The sequence below is a fragment of the Kineococcus sp. GCM10028916 genome (genome assembly GCF_042674865.1).
Taxonomy (GTDB): domain Bacteria; phylum Actinomycetota; class Actinomycetes; order Actinomycetales; family Kineococcaceae; genus Kineococcus.
The window spans coordinates 20,153-39,468 of the sequence record NZ_JBHTFM010000014.1; the positions used below are offsets into that span (position 1 = coordinate 20,153).

Annotated in this window: 32 protein-coding genes; all 32 read left to right on the forward strand. The window is 67.5% G+C overall.

Going from position 1 to position 19,316, the window contains the following annotated elements:
* Positions 1 to 8 precede the first annotated feature (8 nt).
* The 32 genes from rpsL to rpsK all read left to right on the forward strand — a co-directional run bounded on the left by rpsL (position 9) and on the right by rpsK (position 19,242).
* On the forward strand, positions 9 to 383 hold the full coding sequence (rpsL, locus tag ACFQ46_RS12775) for a 30S ribosomal protein S12 (RefSeq protein WP_012084987.1): 375 nt from the start codon (positions 9 to 11) through the stop codon (positions 381 to 383).
* 1 nt (position 384) lies between these two features.
* Entirely contained in the window at positions 385 to 855 is a 471-nt protein-coding gene (rpsG, locus tag ACFQ46_RS12780; protein ID WP_328294641.1) for a 30S ribosomal protein S7, read from the forward strand.
* A gap of 80 nt (positions 856 to 935) precedes the next feature.
* Entirely contained in the window at positions 936 to 3,038 is a 2,103-nt protein-coding gene (gene fusA, locus ACFQ46_RS12785) for an elongation factor G (protein ID WP_380259846.1), read from the forward strand.
* Positions 3,039 to 3,195: 157 nt separating this feature from the next.
* Positions 3,196 to 4,389: an elongation factor Tu gene (tuf, locus tag ACFQ46_RS12790; protein WP_328294643.1), complete on the forward strand. Its 1,194-nt coding sequence runs from the start codon at positions 3,196 to 3,198 to the stop codon at positions 4,387 to 4,389.
* A gap of 475 nt (positions 4,390 to 4,864) precedes the next feature.
* Positions 4,865 to 5,173, forward strand: coding sequence for a 30S ribosomal protein S10 (rpsJ, locus tag ACFQ46_RS12795; protein WP_012084982.1), 309 nt, complete (start codon positions 4,865 to 4,867; stop codon positions 5,171 to 5,173).
* 14 nt (positions 5,174 to 5,187) lie between these two features.
* A complete protein-coding gene (gene rplC / locus ACFQ46_RS12800) occupies positions 5,188 to 5,847 on the forward strand; it encodes a 50S ribosomal protein L3 (protein WP_328294644.1) in 660 nt (219 codons plus the stop codon).
* Between the two features lie 5 nt (positions 5,848 to 5,852).
* The gene (rplD, locus tag ACFQ46_RS12805; protein WP_328294645.1) at positions 5,853 to 6,557 is read left to right on the forward strand and encodes a 50S ribosomal protein L4; all 705 of its coding nucleotides are present in this window, start codon (positions 5,853 to 5,855) and stop codon (positions 6,555 to 6,557) included.
* A 5-nt stretch (positions 6,558 to 6,562) separates the two neighbouring features.
* A complete protein-coding gene (gene rplW, locus ACFQ46_RS12810) occupies positions 6,563 to 6,865 on the forward strand; it encodes a 50S ribosomal protein L23 (RefSeq protein ID WP_328296261.1) in 303 nt (100 codons plus the stop codon).
* A 56-nt stretch (positions 6,866 to 6,921) separates the two neighbouring features.
* Positions 6,922 to 7,758 (forward strand): 50S ribosomal protein L2, encoded by an 837-nt coding sequence (gene rplB / locus ACFQ46_RS12815; RefSeq protein WP_328294646.1) that lies wholly within the window; start codon positions 6,922 to 6,924, stop codon positions 7,756 to 7,758.
* A 15-nt stretch (positions 7,759 to 7,773) separates the two neighbouring features.
* Complete coding sequence (gene rpsS, locus ACFQ46_RS12820) at positions 7,774 to 8,055, forward strand: 30S ribosomal protein S19 (protein WP_012084977.1); 282 nt, start codon at positions 7,774 to 7,776, stop codon at positions 8,053 to 8,055.
* A 56-nt stretch (positions 8,056 to 8,111) separates the two neighbouring features.
* Positions 8,112 to 8,492: a 50S ribosomal protein L22 gene (gene rplV / locus ACFQ46_RS12825; protein WP_012084976.1), complete on the forward strand. Its 381-nt coding sequence runs from the start codon at positions 8,112 to 8,114 to the stop codon at positions 8,490 to 8,492.
* On the forward strand, positions 8,492 to 9,298 hold the full coding sequence (gene rpsC / locus ACFQ46_RS12830) for a 30S ribosomal protein S3 (protein ID WP_380259847.1): 807 nt from the start codon (positions 8,492 to 8,494) through the stop codon (positions 9,296 to 9,298). Before rplV ends, rpsC begins: the two co-directional genes overlap by 1 nt.
* 3 nt (positions 9,299 to 9,301) lie before the next feature.
* Positions 9,302 to 9,718, forward strand: coding sequence for a 50S ribosomal protein L16 (gene rplP, locus ACFQ46_RS12835; RefSeq protein ID WP_328294648.1), 417 nt, complete (start codon positions 9,302 to 9,304; stop codon positions 9,716 to 9,718).
* Positions 9,718 to 9,966 carry a 50S ribosomal protein L29 gene (rpmC, locus tag ACFQ46_RS12840; RefSeq protein ID WP_328294649.1) on the forward strand — a complete coding sequence of 83 codons (249 nt, stop codon included), beginning with the start codon at positions 9,718 to 9,720 and terminating at the stop codon, positions 9,964 to 9,966. Before rplP ends, rpmC begins: the two co-directional genes overlap by 1 nt.
* Positions 9,963 to 10,247 carry a 30S ribosomal protein S17 gene (gene rpsQ / locus ACFQ46_RS12845; protein WP_012084972.1) on the forward strand — a complete coding sequence of 95 codons (285 nt, stop codon included), beginning with the start codon at positions 9,963 to 9,965 and terminating at the stop codon, positions 10,245 to 10,247. The genes rpmC and rpsQ overlap by 4 nt, the downstream gene beginning before the upstream one ends.
* A gap of 134 nt (positions 10,248 to 10,381) precedes the next feature.
* Positions 10,382 to 10,750 carry a 50S ribosomal protein L14 gene (gene rplN / locus ACFQ46_RS12850; RefSeq protein WP_012084971.1) on the forward strand — a complete coding sequence of 123 codons (369 nt, stop codon included), beginning with the start codon at positions 10,382 to 10,384 and terminating at the stop codon, positions 10,748 to 10,750.
* Between the two features lie 2 nt (positions 10,751 to 10,752).
* Positions 10,753 to 11,124 carry a 50S ribosomal protein L24 gene (rplX, locus tag ACFQ46_RS12855; RefSeq protein WP_328294651.1) on the forward strand — a complete coding sequence of 124 codons (372 nt, stop codon included), beginning with the start codon at positions 10,753 to 10,755 and terminating at the stop codon, positions 11,122 to 11,124.
* Positions 11,124 to 11,693: a 50S ribosomal protein L5 gene (gene rplE, locus ACFQ46_RS12860; RefSeq protein WP_328294652.1), complete on the forward strand. Its 570-nt coding sequence runs from the start codon at positions 11,124 to 11,126 to the stop codon at positions 11,691 to 11,693. The genes rplX and rplE overlap by 1 nt, the downstream gene beginning before the upstream one ends.
* 2 nt (positions 11,694 to 11,695) lie before the next feature.
* Complete coding sequence (locus ACFQ46_RS12865; protein WP_328294653.1) at positions 11,696 to 11,881, forward strand: type Z 30S ribosomal protein S14; 186 nt, start codon at positions 11,696 to 11,698, stop codon at positions 11,879 to 11,881.
* 106 nt (positions 11,882 to 11,987) lie between these two features.
* A complete protein-coding gene (rpsH, locus tag ACFQ46_RS12870) occupies positions 11,988 to 12,386 on the forward strand; it encodes a 30S ribosomal protein S8 (protein WP_328294654.1) in 399 nt (132 codons plus the stop codon).
* Positions 12,387 to 12,399: 13 nt separating this feature from the next.
* The gene (gene rplF / locus ACFQ46_RS12875) at positions 12,400 to 12,939 is read left to right on the forward strand and encodes a 50S ribosomal protein L6 (RefSeq protein ID WP_328294655.1); all 540 of its coding nucleotides are present in this window, start codon (positions 12,400 to 12,402) and stop codon (positions 12,937 to 12,939) included.
* A 2-nt stretch (positions 12,940 to 12,941) separates the two neighbouring features.
* Positions 12,942 to 13,319, forward strand: coding sequence for a 50S ribosomal protein L18 (rplR, locus tag ACFQ46_RS12880; protein WP_328294656.1), 378 nt, complete (start codon positions 12,942 to 12,944; stop codon positions 13,317 to 13,319).
* Between the two features lie 31 nt (positions 13,320 to 13,350).
* On the forward strand, positions 13,351 to 14,016 hold the full coding sequence (rpsE, locus tag ACFQ46_RS12885; protein WP_380259848.1) for a 30S ribosomal protein S5: 666 nt from the start codon (positions 13,351 to 13,353) through the stop codon (positions 14,014 to 14,016).
* Entirely contained in the window at positions 14,016 to 14,198 is a 183-nt protein-coding gene (gene rpmD / locus ACFQ46_RS12890; protein WP_012084962.1) for a 50S ribosomal protein L30, read from the forward strand. The genes rpsE and rpmD overlap by 1 nt, the downstream gene beginning before the upstream one ends.
* Complete coding sequence (gene rplO / locus ACFQ46_RS12895; RefSeq protein ID WP_380158424.1) at positions 14,198 to 14,656, forward strand: 50S ribosomal protein L15; 459 nt, start codon at positions 14,198 to 14,200, stop codon at positions 14,654 to 14,656. The genes rpmD and rplO overlap by 1 nt, the downstream gene beginning before the upstream one ends.
* A gap of 198 nt (positions 14,657 to 14,854) precedes the next feature.
* The gene (secY, locus tag ACFQ46_RS12900) at positions 14,855 to 16,156 is read left to right on the forward strand and encodes a preprotein translocase subunit SecY (RefSeq protein WP_328294657.1); all 1,302 of its coding nucleotides are present in this window, start codon (positions 14,855 to 14,857) and stop codon (positions 16,154 to 16,156) included.
* Positions 16,153 to 16,725: an adenylate kinase gene (locus ACFQ46_RS12905; protein WP_328294658.1), complete on the forward strand. Its 573-nt coding sequence runs from the start codon at positions 16,153 to 16,155 to the stop codon at positions 16,723 to 16,725. The genes secY and ACFQ46_RS12905 overlap by 4 nt, the downstream gene beginning before the upstream one ends.
* A gap of 12 nt (positions 16,726 to 16,737) precedes the next feature.
* Positions 16,738 to 17,550 carry a type I methionyl aminopeptidase gene (gene map / locus ACFQ46_RS12910; protein WP_380259849.1) on the forward strand — a complete coding sequence of 271 codons (813 nt, stop codon included), beginning with the start codon at positions 16,738 to 16,740 and terminating at the stop codon, positions 17,548 to 17,550.
* Positions 17,551 to 17,766: 216 nt separating this feature from the next.
* Positions 17,767 to 17,988 (forward strand): translation initiation factor IF-1, encoded by a 222-nt coding sequence (gene infA, locus ACFQ46_RS12915; RefSeq protein WP_012084955.1) that lies wholly within the window; start codon positions 17,767 to 17,769, stop codon positions 17,986 to 17,988.
* Between the two features lie 61 nt (positions 17,989 to 18,049).
* A complete protein-coding gene (rpmJ, locus tag ACFQ46_RS12920) occupies positions 18,050 to 18,163 on the forward strand; it encodes a 50S ribosomal protein L36 (RefSeq protein ID WP_106209588.1) in 114 nt (37 codons plus the stop codon).
* A gap of 189 nt (positions 18,164 to 18,352) precedes the next feature.
* Positions 18,353 to 18,733, forward strand: a complete 381-nt coding sequence (gene rpsM / locus ACFQ46_RS12925; RefSeq protein WP_328294660.1) for a 30S ribosomal protein S13 — start codon at positions 18,353 to 18,355, stop codon at positions 18,731 to 18,733.
* Between the two features lie 101 nt (positions 18,734 to 18,834).
* Positions 18,835 to 19,242, forward strand: a complete 408-nt coding sequence (rpsK, locus tag ACFQ46_RS12930) for a 30S ribosomal protein S11 (protein WP_328294661.1) — start codon at positions 18,835 to 18,837, stop codon at positions 19,240 to 19,242.
* Positions 19,243 to 19,316: the final 74 nt, after the last annotated feature.

Consider the following 19,316-nt stretch of genomic DNA (forward strand, 5'->3'; position numbering starts at 1 on the left):
GAGACAGGGTGCCCACCATCCAGCAGCTGGTCCGCAAGGGCCGGGAGGACAAGGTCGTCAAGACCAAGACGCCCGCCCTGAAGGGCAGCCCGCAGCGACGCGGCGTGTGCACGCGCGTGTACACAACGACCCCGAAGAAGCCGAACTCGGCTCTGCGCAAGGTCGCCCGCGTCAAGCTGACGAGCGGCATCGAGGTCACCGCCTACATCCCGGGCGTCGGCCACAACCTCCAGGAGCACTCGATGGTCCTGGTGCGTGGCGGTCGAGTGAAGGACCTCCCCGGTGTCCGCTACAAGATCGTCCGCGGGTCGCTCGACACGCAGGGCGTGAAGAACCGCAAGCAGGCCCGCAGCCGCTACGGCGCGAAGAAGGAGAAGAGCTGACATGCCGCGCAAGGGCCCCGCACCCAAGCGTCCCCTCGTGGTGGACCCCGTCTACCAGTCTCCCCTGGTGACGCAGCTCGTGAACAAGATCCTCCTCGACGGGAAGAAGTCCGTCGCCGAGTCCATCGTCTACGGCGCCCTCGAGGGCGCCCGTGAGAAGACCGGTGGCGACCCCGTCGTCGTGCTGAAGCGCGCGCTGGACAACGTCAAGCCTGCGATCGAGGTCAAGTCCCGCCGCGTCGGTGGTTCGACCTACCAGGTGCCCATCGAGGTGCGCCCCACGCGTTCCACGACGCTGGCGCTGCGCTGGCTCGTGGGCTACTCGCGTCAGCGTCGCGAGAAGACGATGACCGAGCGTCTGCTCAACGAGATCCTGGACGCCTCGAACGGCCTCGGTGCCGCGGTGAAGCGTCGCGAGGACACCCACAAGATGGCCGAGTCGAACCGGGCCTTCGCGCACTACCGCTGGTGACCCCAGCGCCTGGCACGGTCGGCTCGTCCGACCGTGCCGGCCGACTCACCCCCTCGATCCCAGGGAAGAGGCAGTAAACCGTGGCACAGGACGTGCTGACGGACCTGACCAAGGTCCGCAACATCGGCATCATGGCTCACATCGACGCCGGCAAGACCACGACGACGGAGCGGATCCTCTTCTACACGGGGATCAACTACAAGATCGGCGAAGTGCACGACGGCGCGGCCACGATGGACTGGATGGCGCAGGAGCAGGAGCGGGGCATCACCATCACCTCCGCAGCCACCACCTGCTTCTGGGAGGGCACCCAGATCAACATCATCGACACCCCGGGCCACGTGGACTTCACGGTCGAGGTCGAGCGCTCGCTGCGCGTCCTCGACGGCGCGGTCGCCGTCTTCGACGGCAAGGAAGGTGTCGAACCGCAGTCCGAGACGGTGTGGCGGCAGGCGGACAAGTACGACGTCCCCCGCATCTGCTTCGTCAACAAGATGGACAAGCTGGGCGCCGACTTCTTCTTCACCGTCGACACCATCAAGGACCGCCTCGGTGCGGAACCCCTCGTGATGCAGCTCCCGATCGGTGCCGAGAACACGTTCTCCGGCATGATCGACCTCGTCCACATGCGTGCCCTCACGTGGCACGGTGAGGTCCAGATCGGTGCGGACTACACCATCGAGGAGATCCCGGCCGACCTGCAGGAGCAGGCCGAGGAGTACCGCGCGAAGCTCGTCGAGCGCGTCGCGGAGACCGACGAGGCCCTCCTGGAGAAGTACCTCGGCGGCGAGGAGATCACGCCCGAGGAGATCAAGGCTGCGGTTCGCAAGCTGACGATCAACTCCGAGCTGTACCCGATCTTCTGCGGCTCCGCGTTCAAGAACAAGGGCGTGCAGCCCATGCTCGACGCGGTCATCGACTACCTGCCCTCGCCGCTCGACGTGAAGCCGATGGTGGGTCACAAGGTCGGTGACGAGTCCGTCGAGATCATCCGCAAGCCGGACGCGACGGAGCCGTTCTCGGCCCTGGCGTTCAAGGTCGCGGCACACCCCTTCTTCGGCAAGCTGACCTACGTCCGGGTGTACTCCGGCGTGGTCGCGGCCGGCTCCGCGGTCGTGAACTCGACCAAGGGGAAGAAGGAGCGCATCGGGAAGCTCTTCCAGATGCACTCCAACAAGGAGAACCCCGTGGACGAGGCCCGTGCGGGTCACATCTACGCGATGATCGGCCTGAAGGAGACGACGACGGGGGACACCCTCTCCGACGCCGCCCAGCAGGTCGTCCTCGAGTCGATGACCTTCCCGGAGCCCGTGATCTCGGTCGCCATCGAGCCGAAGACCAAGGGCGACCAGGAGAAGCTCGGTACCGCGATCCAGCGCCTGGCCGAAGAGGACCCGACCTTCCAGGTCGAGCTCGACCAGGAGACCGGTCAGACGATCATCAAGGGGATGGGCGAGCTCCACCTCGACATCCTCGTCGACCGGATGAAGCGCGAGTACAAGGTCGAGGCCAACGTCGGCAAGCCCCAGGTGGCTTACCGCGAGACCATCCGTCGGGCGGTCCTCAAGGAGGACTACGTCCACAAGAAGCAGACGGGTGGTTCGGGCCAGTACGCGAAGGTCCAGGTCTCCATCGAGCCGTTGGACACCGCCGACGGCACGTTCTACGAGTTCGTGAACGCCGTCACCGGTGGCCGCGTCCCGCGCGAGTACATCCCCTCCGTGGACCAGGGCATCCAGGAAGCCATGCAGGAGGGTGTCGTCGCGGGCTACCCGCTCGTCGGCATCAAGGCCTCCCTCAACGACGGTGCGGCGCACGACGTCGACTCGTCGGAGATGGCCTTCAAGATCGCCGGCAAGATGGTTCTGCGCGAAGCTGTCCGCAAGGCGCAGCCCGTGCTCCTCGAGCCGGTCATGGCCGTCGAGGTGCGCACGCCCGCCGACTACATGGGCGAAGTCATCGGCGACCTGAACTCCCGCCGTGGGCAGATCGAGTCCATGGAGGACGTCAGCGGGGCCAAGCTCGTCAAGGCCACCGTCCCGTTGTCGGAGATGTTCGGCTACGTCGGCGACCTCCGGTCCAAGACCCAGGGCCGCGCGGTCTACTCGATGCAGTTCTCCAACTACGCTGAAGTTCCGCGGAACGTGGCGGAAGAGATCGTCAAGAAGGTCCGCGGGGAATGACCCGCTCCTGACAGACCCGGGGGAGCGGTCCACCAGGACCGCTTCCCCACCCTGCACGACCCCTGGACCACCACCGCGTGGGCCAGTGACCAGCCAGGTCACCCACCCACCCGTTGACCGGGTCGGGAAGAAAACGATAGTCCGAGGAGGACCCCCAGTGGCGAAGGCGAAGTTCGAGCGGACCAAGCCGCACGTCAACATCGGCACGATTGGTCACATCGACCACGGGAAGACGACGTTGACCGCGGCGATCACCCGCGTGCTGCACGACAAGTTCCCGGAGCTGAACAAGGCCTCGGCGTTCGACCAGATCGACAAGGCCCCTGAGGAACGTCAGCGCGGCATCACGATCTCGATCGCACACGTCGAGTACCAGACCGAGGCGCGTCACTACGCCCACGTCGACTGCCCGGGTCACGCGGACTACATCAAGAACATGATCACGGGTGCGGCCCAGATGGACGGTGCGATCCTCGTGGTCGCGGCGACCGACGGCCCGATGCCGCAGACCAAGGAGCACGTCATCCTGGCCCGCCAGGTCGGCGTCCCCTACATCGTGGTCGCGCTGAACAAGGCCGACATGGTCGAGGACGAGGAACTCCTCGAGCTCGTCGAGATGGAGGTGCGTGAGCTCCTCACGTCCTACGAGTTCCCCGGTGACGACCTCCCCGTCGTCCGCGTCTCGGCGCTGAAGGCGCTCGAGGGCGACGCCGAGTGGGGCGAGAAGCTCATGGAGCTCATGGACGCGGTCGACACCGCGATCCCCGAGCCCGAGCGCGCCATCGACCAGCCGTTCCTGATGCCGATCGAGGACGTCTTCACGATCACCGGCCGCGGCACCGTCGTGACCGGGCGCATCGAGCGTGGCGTCCTGAACGTCAACCAGGAGGTCGAGGTCGTCGGCATCCGTCCGACGTCCGCCAAGACCACCGTGACCAGCATCGAGATGTTCAACAAGATGCTGGACAGCGGCCAGGCCGGCGACAACGCCGCCCTGCTCCTGCGTGGCCTCAAGCGTGACGACGTCGAGCGCGGCCAGGTCGTGGTCAAGCCCGGCAGCATCACGCCGCACACCGAGTTCGAGGGCCAGGCGTACATCCTGTCCAAGGACGAGGGTGGCCGTCACACGCCGTTCTACAACAACTACCGTCCGCAGTTCTACTTCCGGACGACCGACGTCACCGGCGTCGTCTCGCTGCCCGAGGGCACCGAGATGGTCATGCCCGGCGACAACACTGAGATGAAGGTCGACCTCATCCAGCCGATCGCCATGGAAGAGGGCCTGAAGTTCGCCATCCGTGAAGGTGGCCGCACCGTCGGCGCCGGCCGGGTCGTGAAGATCCTCAAGTGAGTTGATCCGTCGGGGGGGACCACCCCCTCCCGACGGGACGCTCCGCCAGACGGAGGGGCGGGTCCACTCGGACCCGCCCCTTCGTCGTGCAGCGCAACGCGTTGCAGACCACGCAGTAGCCACCACCGTTGCTGCCGCTGACTCGATTCGCCAACGGCCCCCTCCGTCTGGCAAACTGTCGGAGTTGCCGCGCCGCTGGTCCGCGCCTGGATCACGATTCCACCCGATCCGGGGACCGGACCAGGACCACGGAGCGTCAACCGCGAACGTCGAACGTCTCGTACGGGCGGCGGACGGTTCACCTGGACCTCCAGGGCAACCTGAACAGGACGACAGGACCAATCCGGGCAACCGGGAGACGGTGAAGATCGTGCGAAAGCGCGACACGCCCGACCTCGGGGGTCGGAGCACCAGCAGGTGCACCGCGCCGTGCGCGAGTCAGTAGCGGTACGAAGAGAGAGAGTCAGACGACGCCATGGCGGGACAGAAGATCCGCATCAGGCTCAAGGCCTACGACCACGAGGTCATCGACAGTTCGGCGCGCAAGATCGTCGACACGGTGACCCGGACGGGCGCCTCGGTCGCTGGGCCCGTGCCGCTGCCGACCGAGAAGAACGTCTACTGCGTCATCCGCTCGCCGCACAAGTACAAGGACAGCCGCGAGCACTTCGAGATGCGCACACACAAGCGCCTCATCGACATCATCGACCCCACGCCGAAGACCGTCGACTCGCTCATGCGACTCGACCTCCCGGCCGGTGTCGACATCGAGATCAAGCTCTGAGGGATTCCAACACCATGAGCGACAGGCAAGTGCGAGGGGTGCTCGGCACCAAGCTCGGCATGACGCAGCTGTGGGACGCGGACAACCGCATCGTTCCCGTGACCGTCGTCAAGGTCGAGCCCAACGTCGTCACCCAGATCCGCACCACTACCGACGACGGCTACGAAGCCGTCCAGCTGGCCACCACGGCCATCGCGCAGCGCAAGGCGAACAAGCCTGCTGCCGGCCACTTCGAGAAGGCCGGCGTCGCGCCGCGCCGTCACCTGGTGGAACTGCGCACGACGGACGCCGCGGAGTACTCCCTGGGACAGGAAGTCACCGCTGAGGCCTTCGCGGCCGGCGCCACCGTCGACGTGGTGGGCACCACCAAGGGCAAGGGCTTCGCCGGTGTCATGAAGCGTCACGGCTTCCACGGCGTCGGCGCCTCCCACGGTGCGCACCGCAACCACCGCAAGCCCGGGTCGATCGGCGGCTGCGCCACCCCGGGTCGTGTGTTCAAGGGCATGCGCATGGCCGGCCGCATGGGTGCGGCTCGCCAGACCACCCAGAACCTGACCGTGCAGGCCATCGACGTGGAGAAGGGTCTGCTGCTCATCACGGGCGCGATCCCCGGTCCCCGCGGCGGCCTCGTGCTCGTCAAGAGCGCGTCCAAGGCGCGCGTGAAGGAGGCCTGAGCCTGATGACAACCGAAACCGCTCAGACCGAGGCCATCACCGTCCCGCTGCGGACCGTCGACGGCGGCAGCAACGGTACCGTCGAGCTCCCCGCGAAGGACTTCGGCCGCCAGGCGAACATCTCGCTGATCCACCAGGTCGTGACCGCGCAGCTCGCGGCGGCACGCCAGGGCACGCACTCGACCAAGCGTCGTGGCGAGGTCCGTGGTGGCGGCAAGAAGCCGTACAAGCAGAAGGGCACCGGCCGCGCCCGTCAGGGTTCGCTGCGCGCCCCCCAGTTCACCGGCGGTGGGATCGTCCACGGGCCCAAGCCCCGCGACTACTCCCAGCGCACCCCGAAGAAGATGAAGGCGGCCGCTCTGCGCGGTGCCCTCTCCGACCGGGTGCGTCACGACCGTCTGCACGTCGTCGAAGGCCTCGCCTCGGGTGACGCCCCCTCGACGAAGACCGCGCGGACGCTCATCGCCACGCTGTCCGGTCGCAAGAACGTGCTCGTCGTGCTCACCCGCGACGACGAGGTGGCGGTCAAGAGCCTCCGCAACCTCGACAACGTGCACGTCCTGCCCCAGGACCAGCTGAACACCTACGACGTCATGAAGAGCGACGACGTCGTCTTCACCCGCGCGGCGCTCGACGCCTTCGTCGCGGGGCCGCCGACGGGTCGCAGCGCGACCGCGGTGGCAGCGGAGTCGGAAGGGAGCACCCTGTGAGTGCCATCGGTGGAACCCAGAAGGACCCGCGCGACATCCTGCTCGCGCCGGTCGTCTCGGAGAAGAGCTACGCGCTCATCGACGAGGGGAAGTACACGTTCCTGGTCGACCCGGGCGCGAACAAGACCGAGATCAAGGTCGCGGTCGAACGCGTCTTCGGCGTCAAGGTCTCGTCGGTGAACACCGCGAACCGGCAGGGCAAGAGCCGGCGCACCCGGTACGGCACGGGTAAGCGCAAGGACACCAAGCGGGCCATCGTGACGTTGCGCGAGGGCACGATCGACATCTTCGGCGGCTCGGTCGCCTGAGCCTGCGGGCTCGCACGACTGCCGTAGACAACCTTCGAACCCGAGGAAACGCTGCAATGGGAATCCGCAAGTACAAGCCGACGACACCGGGCCGCCGCGGCTCGTCCGTCGCCGACTTCGTCGAGATCACGCGGAGCGAGCCTGAGAAGTCGCTCGTTCGCCCGCTGTCCAAGACCGGTGGTCGCAACTCGTCCGGCCGCATCACCACCCGCCACATCGGTGGTGGCCACAAGCGCGCCTACCGCGTGATCGACTTCCGTCGTCACGACAAGGACGGCGTGCCGGCCAAGGTCGCGCACATCGAGTACGACCCGAACCGCACCGCGCGCATCGCGCTGCTCCACTACGTGGACGGCGAGAAGCGCTACATCATCGCGCCGGCCAAGCTCAAGCAGGGCGACCGGATCGAGAACGGCCCCGAGGCCGACATCAAGCCCGGCAACAACCTGCCGCTGCGCAACATCCCCGTCGGTACGGTGATCCACGCGATCGAGATCCGTCCCGGTGGGGGAGCGAAGATCGCCCGTTCCGCAGGCGCCAGCGTTCAGCTGGTCGCCCGCGAGGGCCGCTTCGCCCAGCTGCGCATGCCGTCCGGTGAGATCCGGAACGTCGACGTCCGCTGCCGCGCCACCATCGGTGAGGTCGGCAACGCCGAGCAGTCCAACATCAACTGGGGCAAGGCCGGCCGCATGCGCTGGAAGGGCAAGCGCCCGACCGTCCGTGGTGTCGCCATGAACCCGATCGACCACCCCCACGGTGGTGGTGAGGGGAAGACGTCCGGTGGTCGTCACCCCGTCAGCCCGTGGGGTCAGCCTGAGGGCCGTACGCGGCGTCCGGGCAAGGAGAGCGACAAGCTCATCGTTCGTCGCCGCCGCACCGGCAAGAAGCGCTGATAGGGAGTTCAGGCCATGCCTCGCAGCTTGAAGAAGGGCCCGTTCGTCGACGACCACCTTCAGAAGAAGGTGGACGCTCAGAACGAGGCCGGTACGCACAACGTCATCCGGACCTGGTCCCGCCGTTCGGTCGTCACGCCGGACTTCCTGGGCCACACGTTCGCGGTGCACGACGGCCGCAAGCACACCCCCGTCTTCGTCACTGAGTCGATGGTGGGGCACAAGCTCGGCGAGTTCGCGCCCACGCGCACGTTCAAGGGCCACGAGAAGGACGACCGCAAGGGTCGTCGCCGCTGAGCCTCCCGGCTCCGCGAGACAACCTTTCGAGACCGAAACCAGGAAGCAGGACAAGGATGGAAGCCAAGGCGCAGACGCGGTACCTCCGCGTCACGCCCCAGAAGGCGCGCCGAGTCGTCGACCTCGTCCGGGGCAAGCAGGCCACTGAGGCCGTCGCTGTGCTCTCGTTCGCCCCGCAGTCCGCGGCGGAACCCGTTCGCAAGCTCGTCGAGAGCGCCATGGCGAACGCGAAGTTCCACGCTGACAAGCACTCTGAGGCGTTCGACCCGGCCGAGTACGTCGTCAAGGCGATCCACGTCGACGAGGGCCCGACGATGAAGCGCTTCCGTCCCCGTGCCCAAGGGCGCGCGGGGCGCATCTTGAAGCGCACCAGCCACATCACCGTGGTCGTCGCACCCGCCGTCAAGGGCGCCAAGAAGACGAGGAGGACCCGCTGATGGGACAGAAGGTCAACCCGTTCGGGTTCCGACTGGGCATCACCACCGATCACCGCAGCCGGTGGTTCGCCGACTCCACCAAGACTGGTCAGCGTTACGCCGACTACGTCAAGGAAGACGTCGCGATCCGCAAGCTCATGGCCAAGGGCATGGAGCGGGCCGGCATCTCCAAGGTGGAGATCGAGCGCACCCGTGACCGGGTCCGCGTCGACATCCACACCGCACGACCGGGCATCGTCATCGGTCGTCGCGGGGCGGAAGCCGACCGCATCCGGACCGAGCTGGAGAAGCTCACCGGCAAGCAGGTGCAGCTGAACATCCTCGAGGTCAAGAACCCCGAGACCGATGCGCAGCTCGTCGCCCAGGGTGTCGCCGAGCAGCTCGCCAGCCGCGTCTCGTTCCGTCGCGCCATGCGCAAGGGGATGCAGACCACGATGCGTTCCGGGGCCAAGGGCATCCGTGTCCAGTGCGCCGGTCGTCTCGGCGGCGCCGAGATGAGCCGTTCCGAGTTCTACCGCGAAGGCCGTGTGCCGCTGCACACCCTGCGCGCGAACATCGACTACGGCTTCTACGAGGCCCGCACCACCTTCGGCCGCATCGGCGTGAAGGTCTGGATCTACCACGGCGACATCACCAGCCGTGAGCTCGCCCAGTCGCAGGCCGCTAACCCGCGCGCCCCGCGTCGTGGCGAGCGCAGCGACCGCCCCGACCGTGGTGCGCGTCGTCCCCGCCCGGACGCCGCTCCTGCGGCGGACGCGGCTCCCGCCGCCGCGGCTGCGCCGGCGACCACCGGATCGGAGGCCTGAGTCGTGCTCATTCCGCGCCGAGTCAAGCACCGCAAGCAGCACCACCCCACGCGGCGTGGTGCGGCTTCCGGCGGCACCCGGGTCACCTTCGGTGAGTACGGGATCATGGCCGTCGAGGGCGGTTACGTCACCAACCGGCAGATCGAGTCCGCTCGTATCGCCATCACCCGCCACATCCGTCGTGGCGGCAAGGTCTGGATCAACATCTACCCGGACCGGCCGCTGACCAAGAAGCCCGCCGAGACCCGCATGGGTTCCGGCAAGGGCTCGCCGGAGTGGTGGATCGCGAACATCAAGCCCGGACGCGTGATGTTCGAACTGTCCTTCCCGACCGAGAAGATCGCTACGGAGGCGCTGACGCGCGCCATCCACAAGCTCCCGGTCAAGTGCAAGATCGTGCGTCGCGAGGGTGGTGAATGATGGCCGTCGGGACGAAGGGCCTGGGCGCCGACGAGCTGCGTGAGTTCGAGGACGCGAAGTTGGTCGACGAGCTCAAGAAGGCCAAGGAAGAGCTGTTCAACCTGCGCTTCCAGTCGGCGACCGGTCAGCTGGAGAACAACTCCCGGCTGAAGGCCGTCAAGCGGGACATCTCCCGCATCTACACGACGATGCGCGAGCGCGAGCTCGGCATCACCGAGGCGCCGATCACGAAGGAGGCTGCGAAGTGAGCGAGCAGACCAGCGCCGCCAGCACCACCGATCGTGGCGACCGCAAGACGCGCCGCGGTTACGTCGTCAGCGACAAGATGCAGAAGACCGTCGTGGTCGAGGTCGAGGACCGCGTGAAGCACCCGCTCTACGCGAAGGTCATCCGCCGCACCACGAAGGTCAAGGCGCACGACGAGGTCGAGACGGCCGGTGTGGGCGACCTCGTCCTCATCGCCGAGACTCGTCCGCTGTCGGCGACCAAGCGCTGGCGCGTCGTCGAGGTCCTCGAACGCGCGAAGTGATTCGCGCGCTCTCGAGCGCAGCGACTGACGTCGGGTGGGCCGCTGTCGCGGCCCACCCCCAGATTCCATGTCCGTTCGGCCAGGCTCGCCCCCTCAGCGGGTGGTCGAGAACCGGCGCGACGAAGGAGTAGAGAGTGATCCAGCAGGAGTCGCGGCTCAAGGTCGCCGACAACACGGGTGCCAAGGAGATCTTGTGCATCCGCGTGCTCGGTGGCTCCGGCCGCCGCTACGCCGGCATCGGTGACGTGATCGTGGCAACGGTCAAGGACGCCATCCCCGGTGGAAACGTCAAGAAGGGCGATGTGGTCAAGGCCGTCATCGTCCGTACCAAGAAGGAGCGTCGGCGCGCCGACGGTTCGTACATCCGATTCGACGAGAACGCTGCGGTGATCCTCCGCGCGGACGGCGACCCGCGTGGTACCCGAATCTTCGGGCCCGTCGGTCGTGAACTGCGCGAGAAGAAGTTCATGCGCATCATCTCGCTGGCGCCGGAGGTGCTCTGACCATGGGGAAGACCCGCATCAAGAAGGGTGACCTGGTCCAGGTCATCACCCGCGTTCGCGGTCGTCGCAACGAGGACGGGACCAAGACGTCCGACCTCGGCAAGCAGGGCAAGGTCCTGGACGTCAACGGGGAGACCCAGCGCGTCCTCGTCGAGGGTGTGAACCGCATCAAGCGTCACACCAAGGCTCGTCCGGGCACGGAGGGTGGCATCGTCGAGCGCGAGGCCCCCATCCACATCTCGAACGTGCAGCTCGTCGACCCGGAGACCAAGAAGCCGACCCGTGTGGGCATCCGCACGGAGCAGGTGGAACGCGACGGTCGCACCAAGACCAACCGCATCCGCGTCGCCAAGCGTTCCGGCAAGGACATCTGATGACCACGACGACTGAAACCCGTGCGTTGCCGCGTCTGAAGCAGCGCTACCGCGAAGAGATCAAGGGTCAGCTGCACGAGCAGTTCGCCTACCCGAACGTCATGCAGATCCCCGGCCTGGTCAAGGTCGTGGTGAACATGGGTGTCGGCGAGGCGGCTCGTGACTCCAAGCTCATCGACGGCGCTGTCCGCGACCTGACGGCCATCACCGGTCAGAAGCCGCAGGTCACCAAGGCCCGCAAGTCGATCGCGCAGTTCAAGCTGCGCGAGGGCATGCCGATCGGTTGCCACACCACGCTGCGGGGCGACCGCATGTGGGAGTTCCTCGACCGTCTGACGTCGCTGGCGCTCCCGCGCATCCGCGACTTCCGTGGTCTCTCGCCGAAGCAGTTCGACGGGAACGGCAACTACACCTTCGGTCTCAACGAGCAGTCCATGTTCCACGAGATCGACCAGGACAGGATCGACCGCGTCCGCGGTATGGACATCACGGTCGTGACGACGGCGAAGACCGACGACGAAGGCCGTGCGCTGCTGCGTGCTCTGGGCTTCCCGTTCAAGGAGAACTGACCGTGGCGAAGACCGCTCTGATCACCAAGGCCGCACGCAAGCCGAAGTTCAAGGTTCGTGGCTACACCCGTTGCCAGAAGTGCGGGCGTCCCCACGCCGTGTACAAGAAGTTCGGCCTGTGCCGAATCTGTGTGCGCGAGATGGCACACGCGGGCGAGCTGCCCGGTGTGACCAAGAGCAGCTGGTGAGTGGGATCGACCTGCTGGTGACTTCTGACATCATTTCGACGACGCCGAAGGTCCGGAGCGCACACCGCGCACCGGAAACCCCGGCGAGGAAGGGCGGACGAGCCCGATGACGATGACTGACCCCATCGCCGACATGTTGACGCGCTTGCGTAACGCCAACTCGGCGTACCACGACACCGTGTCCATGCCGTACAGCAAGCTGAAGTCGCACATCGCCGAGATCCTGCAGGCCGAGGGCTACATCGCCTCTTGGTCCGTGGAGGACGCCGAAGTCGGCAAGAAGCTGTCCATGGAGCTGAAGTTCGGCCCCAACCGCGAGCGTTCGATCGCCGGCCTGCGCCGTGTGAGCAAGCCCGGTCTCCGGGTGTACGCGAAGTCGACCAACCTGCCCCGCGTTCTGGGCGGCCTGGGCGTGGCGATCCTGTCCACCTCCTCGGGTCTCCTGACCGACAAGCAGGCCAACAAGAAGGGCGTGGGTGGGGAAGTCCTCGCCTACGTCTGGTGAGGGAGGAGGACTCATGTCGCGCATCGGTCGACTCCCGATCACCGTCCCCACGGGCGTGGACGTGACCATCGACGGCCTCGCCGTCACGGTCAAGGGCCCCAAGGGCGAGCTGAACCACACCATCGCGTCCCCGATCTCCGTCGAACGTGGCGAAGACGGCACGCTGCTGGTCAAGCGTCCAGACGACGAGCGCGTCTCGCGCTCGCTGCACGGACTCACCCGCACCCTGCTGGCCAACATGGTCGAGGGTGTGACGAAGGGCTACGAGAAGAAGCTCGAGATCGTCGGTACCGGTTACCGCGTGACGCCGAAGGGTTCGGACCTCGAGTTCGCCCTCGGCTTCAGCCACCCGGTCGTGGTGAAGGCTCCGGCCGGCATCACCTTCGCCGTCGAGAACAACACGCGCTTCTCCGTCGCCGGCATCGACAAGCAGCAGGTGGGCGAGATCGCCGCCAACATCCGCAAGCTGCGCAAGCCCGACCCCTACAAGGGCAAGGGCGTTCGCTACGCCGGCGAGCAGATCCGCCGCAAGGTCGGAAAGGCTGGTAAGTGACGATGGGTCTCTCCACTCAGCGCACCACGAAGGGCAAGGCGGCTTCGCTCAAGCGCCGTCACACCCGAGTGCGCAAGAAGGTCGTGGGCACCGCAGTGCGTCCGCGTCTCGTCGTCACCCGGTCCGCCCGGCACGTGTTCGTCCAGGTCATCGACGACGCACAGGGTCACACCCTCGCGTCGGCCTCGACCATGGAGACGGACCTGCGCGCGAGCAGCGACGACAAGTCGGCCAAGGCGAAGGCTGTCGGCGTCCTCGTCGGCGAGCGGGCCAAGGCGGCCGGCATCGAAGCCGTGGTCTTCGACCGCGGTGGGAACCGGTACGCGGGTCGAGTCGCGGCCATCGCCGACGGCGCCCGGGAAGCCGGGTTGGCCCTGTGACCCGAGCACTCGAAGAGATGAGGAACGTCTGATGCCTGGACCCCAGCGCCGAGGCGCCGGTGGCGCCGGTGCGGCCGGCGGAAACAACGACAACCGTGGTGGCGGCAGCGGCGACAACCGCGGCCGTCGCGACAACGCCGGTGGCGGCCGCGACCGCGGACGGGGCGATGCGGGCGACCGCAGCAACTTCGTCGAGCGCGTCGTGACCATCAACCGTGTCGCCAAGGTCGTCAAGGGCGGCCGTCGCTTCAGCTTCACGGCCCTCGTGGTCGTGGGTGACGGCGACGGAACCGTCGGTGTCGGCTACGGCAAGGCCAAGGAGGTGCCCGCGGCGATCGCCAAGGGTGTCGAAGAGGCCAAGAAGAACTTCTTCCGCGTGCCGCGGATCCAGGGCACCATCCCGCACCCCATCCAGGGTGAGAAGGCGGCCGGCGTGGTCATGCTGCGTCCGGCTTCCCCGGGTACCGGCGTCATCGCCGGTGGTCCCGTCCGCGCGGTGCTCGAGTGCGCCGGCGTGCACGACGTCCTGTCGAAGTCCCTGGGCAGCAGCAACGCGATCAACATCGTGCACGCGACGATCGAGGCCCTCCGTGGCCTCGAGCGTCCCGAGCAGGTCGCGGCGCGTCGTGGTCTGCCCGTCGAGCACGTCGCCCCGGTCGCGCTGCTGCGCGCCCAGGCTGCGGGGGTGACCTCCTGATGGCTCGTCTCAAGGTGACCCAGATCAACTCGGGCATCGGCCGCAAGCAGAACCAGCGCGAGACGCTGCGCAGCCTCGGCCTGCACAAGATCGGGCAGTCGGTCGTCAAGGACGACAAGCCCGAGTTCCGCGGGATGGTCAACACCGTCTCGCACCTCGTGACCGTGGAGGAGGTCGACTGATGGCCAACCAGGGTGAACACGTCCTGAAGCTGCACCACCTGCGTCCGGCTCCGGGTTCGAACACCGCCAAGACCCGTGTGGGTCGCGGTGAGGGCAGCAAGGGCAAGACCGCCGGTCGTGGGACCAAGGGCACCAAGGCTCGTTACTCGGTGCCCGAGGCCTTCGAGGGCGGCCAGATGCCCCTGCACATGCGCCTGCCGAAGCTGCGCGGGTTCAAGAACCCGTTCCGCGTCGAGTACCAGGTCGTCAACCTCGACAAGCTCGGTTCCCTCTTCCCCGAGGGCGGCACCATCGGTGTCGACGAGCTCGTCGCCAGTGGCGCGGTCCGCAAGGGCCAGCTCGTCAAGGTGCTGGGCACGGGGGAGATCTCCGTGGCTCTGCAGGTGACGGCCGACAAGTTCTCGACGTCGGCGGCCGAGAAGATCGCGGCTGCGGGCGGTTCCACCACCGTTCGCTGACCCAGCGACGACACAGCCCACGCGGCGGTAGCGACGAGTGATCGTCCGCTACCGCCGCGTGTGCGTTTGTGGCGAGGTAGGGTCCTCTGTGGGCTGCGTGCGTGCGACGTGTCGCACGTCCGGCCCAACCGTCCGATCTGTCAGTGACGAACCCGCCCTTCCCGCGCACCGCGGGGGAGTGCGGTGCAGGAGGTTGTAGTGCTCACCGCAATCGGTCGCGCCTTCCGGACGCCCGACCTGCGCCGCAAGCTGCTCTTCACGCTGGGGATCATCGTGCTGGTGCGGCTCGGCTCGTTCGTCCCGGCCCCAGGGGTCTCCTACAGCGCCGTCCAGTCGTGCATCAAGGCGTCGCAGTCGGGCAACGACCTGCTGGGCCTGGTGAACCTGTTCTCCGGCGGCGCGCTGCTGCAGCTGAGCATCTTCGCGCTCGGGATCATGCCGTACATCACCGCGAGCATCATCATCCAGCTGCTGACGGTGGTCATCCCGCGCTTCGAGGACCTCAAGAAGGAGGGCCAGCAGGGGACGACCAAGCTCACGCAGTACACGCGGTACCTGACGATCGGTCTCGCGGTCCTGCAGTCGACCACCTACGTGACCATCGCCAAGGACCCCTCGCGGCTCTTCGGCACGGCGTGCAACGCCCAGGTCCTCCCCGACCAGAGCGTCCAGACGATCGTGCTGATGGTCATGACCATGACCGCAGGCACCGGCCTGATCATGTGGATGGGTGAGCTCGTCACCGAGCGCGGCATCGGCAACGGCATGTCCCTGCTGATCTTCGCCCAGATCGCCGCGGGCTTCCCCTCCGCGCTCTGGGGCATCCAGAACCAGCAGGGCTGGGGCACCTTCGTCGCGGTCCTCGCGATCATCGTCGTGGTGGTCGCCCTCGTCGTGGCCGTCGAGCAGTCCCAGCGCCGGGTGCCCGTCCAGTACGCCAAACGGATGATCGGCCGCCGCATGTACGGGGGCACCTCGACCTACATCCCGCTCAAGGTCAACATGGCCGGCGTCATCCCGGTGATCTTCGCGTCGTCGCTGCTGTACCTGCCGGCGCTGGTGGGCCAGTTCAGCGACCCGAACGCGGGCTGGGTCATCTGGATCAACGACAACCTGACCAAGGGCGATCACCCGCTGTACATGGTCACGTACTTCCTGCTCATCATCTTCTTCGCGTACTTCTACGTCGCGATCACGTTCAACCCGGACGAGGTCGCCGAGAACATGCGCAAGTACGGCGGTTTCATCCCCGGGGTGCGCGCCGGACGGCCCACCGCCGAGTACCTGGACTACATCCTCACCCGCATCACCCTGCCAGGATCGCTGTACCTGGGACTGATCGCACTGCTCCCGCTCATCGCTATCGTGCTCTTCAACGCCAGCACGAACCTGCCCTTCGGGGGCACGTCGATCCTGATCATCGTCGGGGTCGGGCTCGAGACGGTGAAGCAGATCGAGTCCCAGCTCCAACAGCGCAACTACGAAGGGTTCTTGCGATGACTCGTCTCGTCCTCCTCGGTCCGCCGGGTGCCGGCAAGGGCACCCAGGCCAAGCTCCTCTCCGCCCGCCTGGGGGTGCCGGCCATCTCCACCGGCGACATCTTCCGGACCCACGTCGCGGAGCAGACCGAACTGGGCAAGACCGTCCAGGAGTACCTGGACGCCGGCAAGTACGTGCCGGACACCGTGACCAACGCGATGGTCCACGACCGCCTCGAGCAGCCCGACGCCACCGAGGGCTTCATCCTCGACGGCTACCCCCGCACGACGGACCAGGTCCGCGAGCTCGACGAGATGCTCTCCGGGTTCGGCGTGAAGCTCGAGCACGTGCTCGAGATCACGGCGGACACCGACGAGCTCGTCCGTCGGCTGACGCACCGCGCGCTGGAGCAGGGGCGCAGCGACGACACCGAAGAGGTCGTCCGCACCCGCCAGCAGGTCTACCTGGACCAGACGGCGCCCCTCGTGAAGGTCTACTCCGACCGCGGGCTGCTGCGCAGCGTCGACGGCCTCGGCGGGATCGCCGAGGTCACCTCGCGCCTGGTCGCCGCCCTCGGCCTCCCGAACTGACGCGCCGCCACCGTGCTCGGACGTGAACGGGTCGAGATCAAGACCCCTGAACAGATCCAGAAGATGCGTGCGGCGGGGCTGCTGACGTCCGCGGCCCTGGAGTCGGTGCGGGCCGCCCTGCGGCCCGGGATCACCCCCAAGGAGCTGGACGCCATCGGCGCGGAGGTCATCCGCGCCGGTGGTGGGACGTCCAACTTCCTCGGTTACCACGGCTACCCGGCCACGCTCTGCATCTCGGTCAACGAGGTCGTCGTGCACGGGATCCCCGGCGACACCCCGCTCGTCGCGGGCGACGTCGTCTCGATCGACGGGGGAGCGGTGGTCGACGGCTGGCACGGCGACTCCGCCTTCACCGCGATCGTGGGTGAACCGGACGACGCCGGCGACGCGGAACTGGTCGAGATCACCCGCCAGGCGCTCTGGGCGGGCATCGCGGCCCTCGACGCACGCGGGAGGGTCGGCGACGTCGGCGCGGCCGTGGAGGACGCCGTGGACGGCCGCCTGGGCATCGTCGACGGCTACACCGGCCACGGGATCGGCACGGCCATGCACATGGCGCCCGACGTCCTGAACTACCGGGTCCGCGAGAAGGGCCCCAAGGTCCGTCCCGGCATGGTGCTGGCCATCGAGCCGATGTGCACCCGCGGGGGGATCGAGACCGACGTCCTGCCGGACGACTGGACCGTGGTCACCTCCGACGGCACCCGCGCCGCGCACTGGGAGCACACCGTGGCCGTCCTCGACGAGGGCCTCTGGGTGCTGACCGCACCCGACGGGGGCGCTTCGGAGCTCGCGGCGTTCGGGGTCCAGGTCCCCTCGGCCTGACACCGGGAGGGGCCGCGACGCCGACCCCCGCGGTCGGGTGCGCCACGTCTTGTGTTGCACCCCAGCCCACTTCAGCGGCATCATCGCCCGATTTCGTCTCAGGCGCGCCGTCACGTAAGCTTGACCGTCGGTCCGCCATGCCTCCTCGTTCGCACGTTCCGTGCTCACGAGGGCCGGGCTGATCCCGAACCGACACTTGATGGAAAAGCGGAGGACATGCCGAAGAAGGACGGCGTCATCGAGATCGAAGGCACCGTGATCGAGGCCCTGCCGAACGCGATGTTTCGCGTCGAGCTGAGCAACGGTCACAAGGTGCTCGCCCACATCTCGGGGAAGATGCGCCAGCACTACATCCGCATCCTCCCGGAGGACCGGGTGGTCGTCGAGCTCAGCCCCTACGACCTGTCCCGCGGGCGCATCGTCTACCGCTACAAGTGACCCACCCACTGGCCGCCGATCCCCGCTCCGCGCGGGCGGGGTCAGCACGACCGGAGAAGCGATGAAGGTCAAGCCGAGCGTCAAGAAGATCTGCGACAAGTGCAAGGTGATCCGCCGTCACGGTCGGGTCATGATCATCTGCGACAACCTGCGTCACAAGCAGCGTCAGGGCTGAGCTCCGGCTCACCCCAACAGTCGATCCACGGAAAGGCCACCGCACGCAGACGGTGGCACCCAGCGCAGGACCCTCCGACCGCAGCACGAGCCGCGGTCGGTGACACCCCCGGTCGGAGGCCGGGGACCCGCAGGAGACGGCGGGGCAGGTCCTGCACCAGACCTCCGCGACAGATAGGGACCATCCCGCATGGCACGTCTCGTCGGCGTCGACCTCCCCCGCGAAAAGCGGCTGGAGATCGCGCTCACGTACATCTACGGCGTCGGTCGCACGCGAGCCCAGGAAACCCTGGCCGCGACGGGCGTGAGTCCGGACCTGCGCGTCCGCGACCTCACGGACGACGACCTGGTCGCGCTCCGCGACCACATCGAGGGCAACTACCGCGTCGAGGGTGACCTCCGCCGCGAGGTGGCCGCCGACATCCGCCGCAAGGTGGAGATCGGTTGCTACCAGGGCCTGCGGCACCGCCGCGGTCTGCCCGTCCGCGGGCAGCGCACCAAGACCAACGCGCGCACCCGCAAGGGCCCGAAGCGCACCGTGGCCGGCAAGAAGAAGGCCGGTCGCAAGTAACCGTCGCAGTCTGACGGCGCGGTCCGCCAGCGGGCCGCCTCGCGAACCCACGGGTTCGCCCTCGATCTCAGTCGCCGCAGTACACCAGGAGCCCGGAGAGCATGCCTCCCAAGAGCCGTACGGCCACGGCGACGCGCAAGCCGCGTCGCAAGGAGAAGAAGAACGTCGCGCACGGTCACGCGCACATCAAGTCGACGTTCAACAACACGATCGTCTCGATCACCGACCCGACGGGCGCGGTCATCGCGTGGGCGTCGGCCGGTCAGGTCGGGTTCAAGGGGTCCCGCAAGTCGACCCCGTTCGCTGCGCAGATGGCCGCCGAGGCGGCCGCGCGTCGTGCGCAGGAGCACGGCATGCGCAAGGTCGACGTCTTCGTCAAGGGACCGGGTTCCGGCCGCGAGACCGCGATCCGTTCCCTCCAGGCCACCGGCCTGGAGGTCGGCGCGATCCAGGACGTCACCCCCAGCCCGCACAACGGCTGCCGGCCGCCCAAGCGTCGGCGCGTCTGACGTCGGTGCGGTCCCGCAGGCCCAGGCCTGCGGGACCCACCTGATCGGACCAGTTCTCTGATCGAGTCAGACCC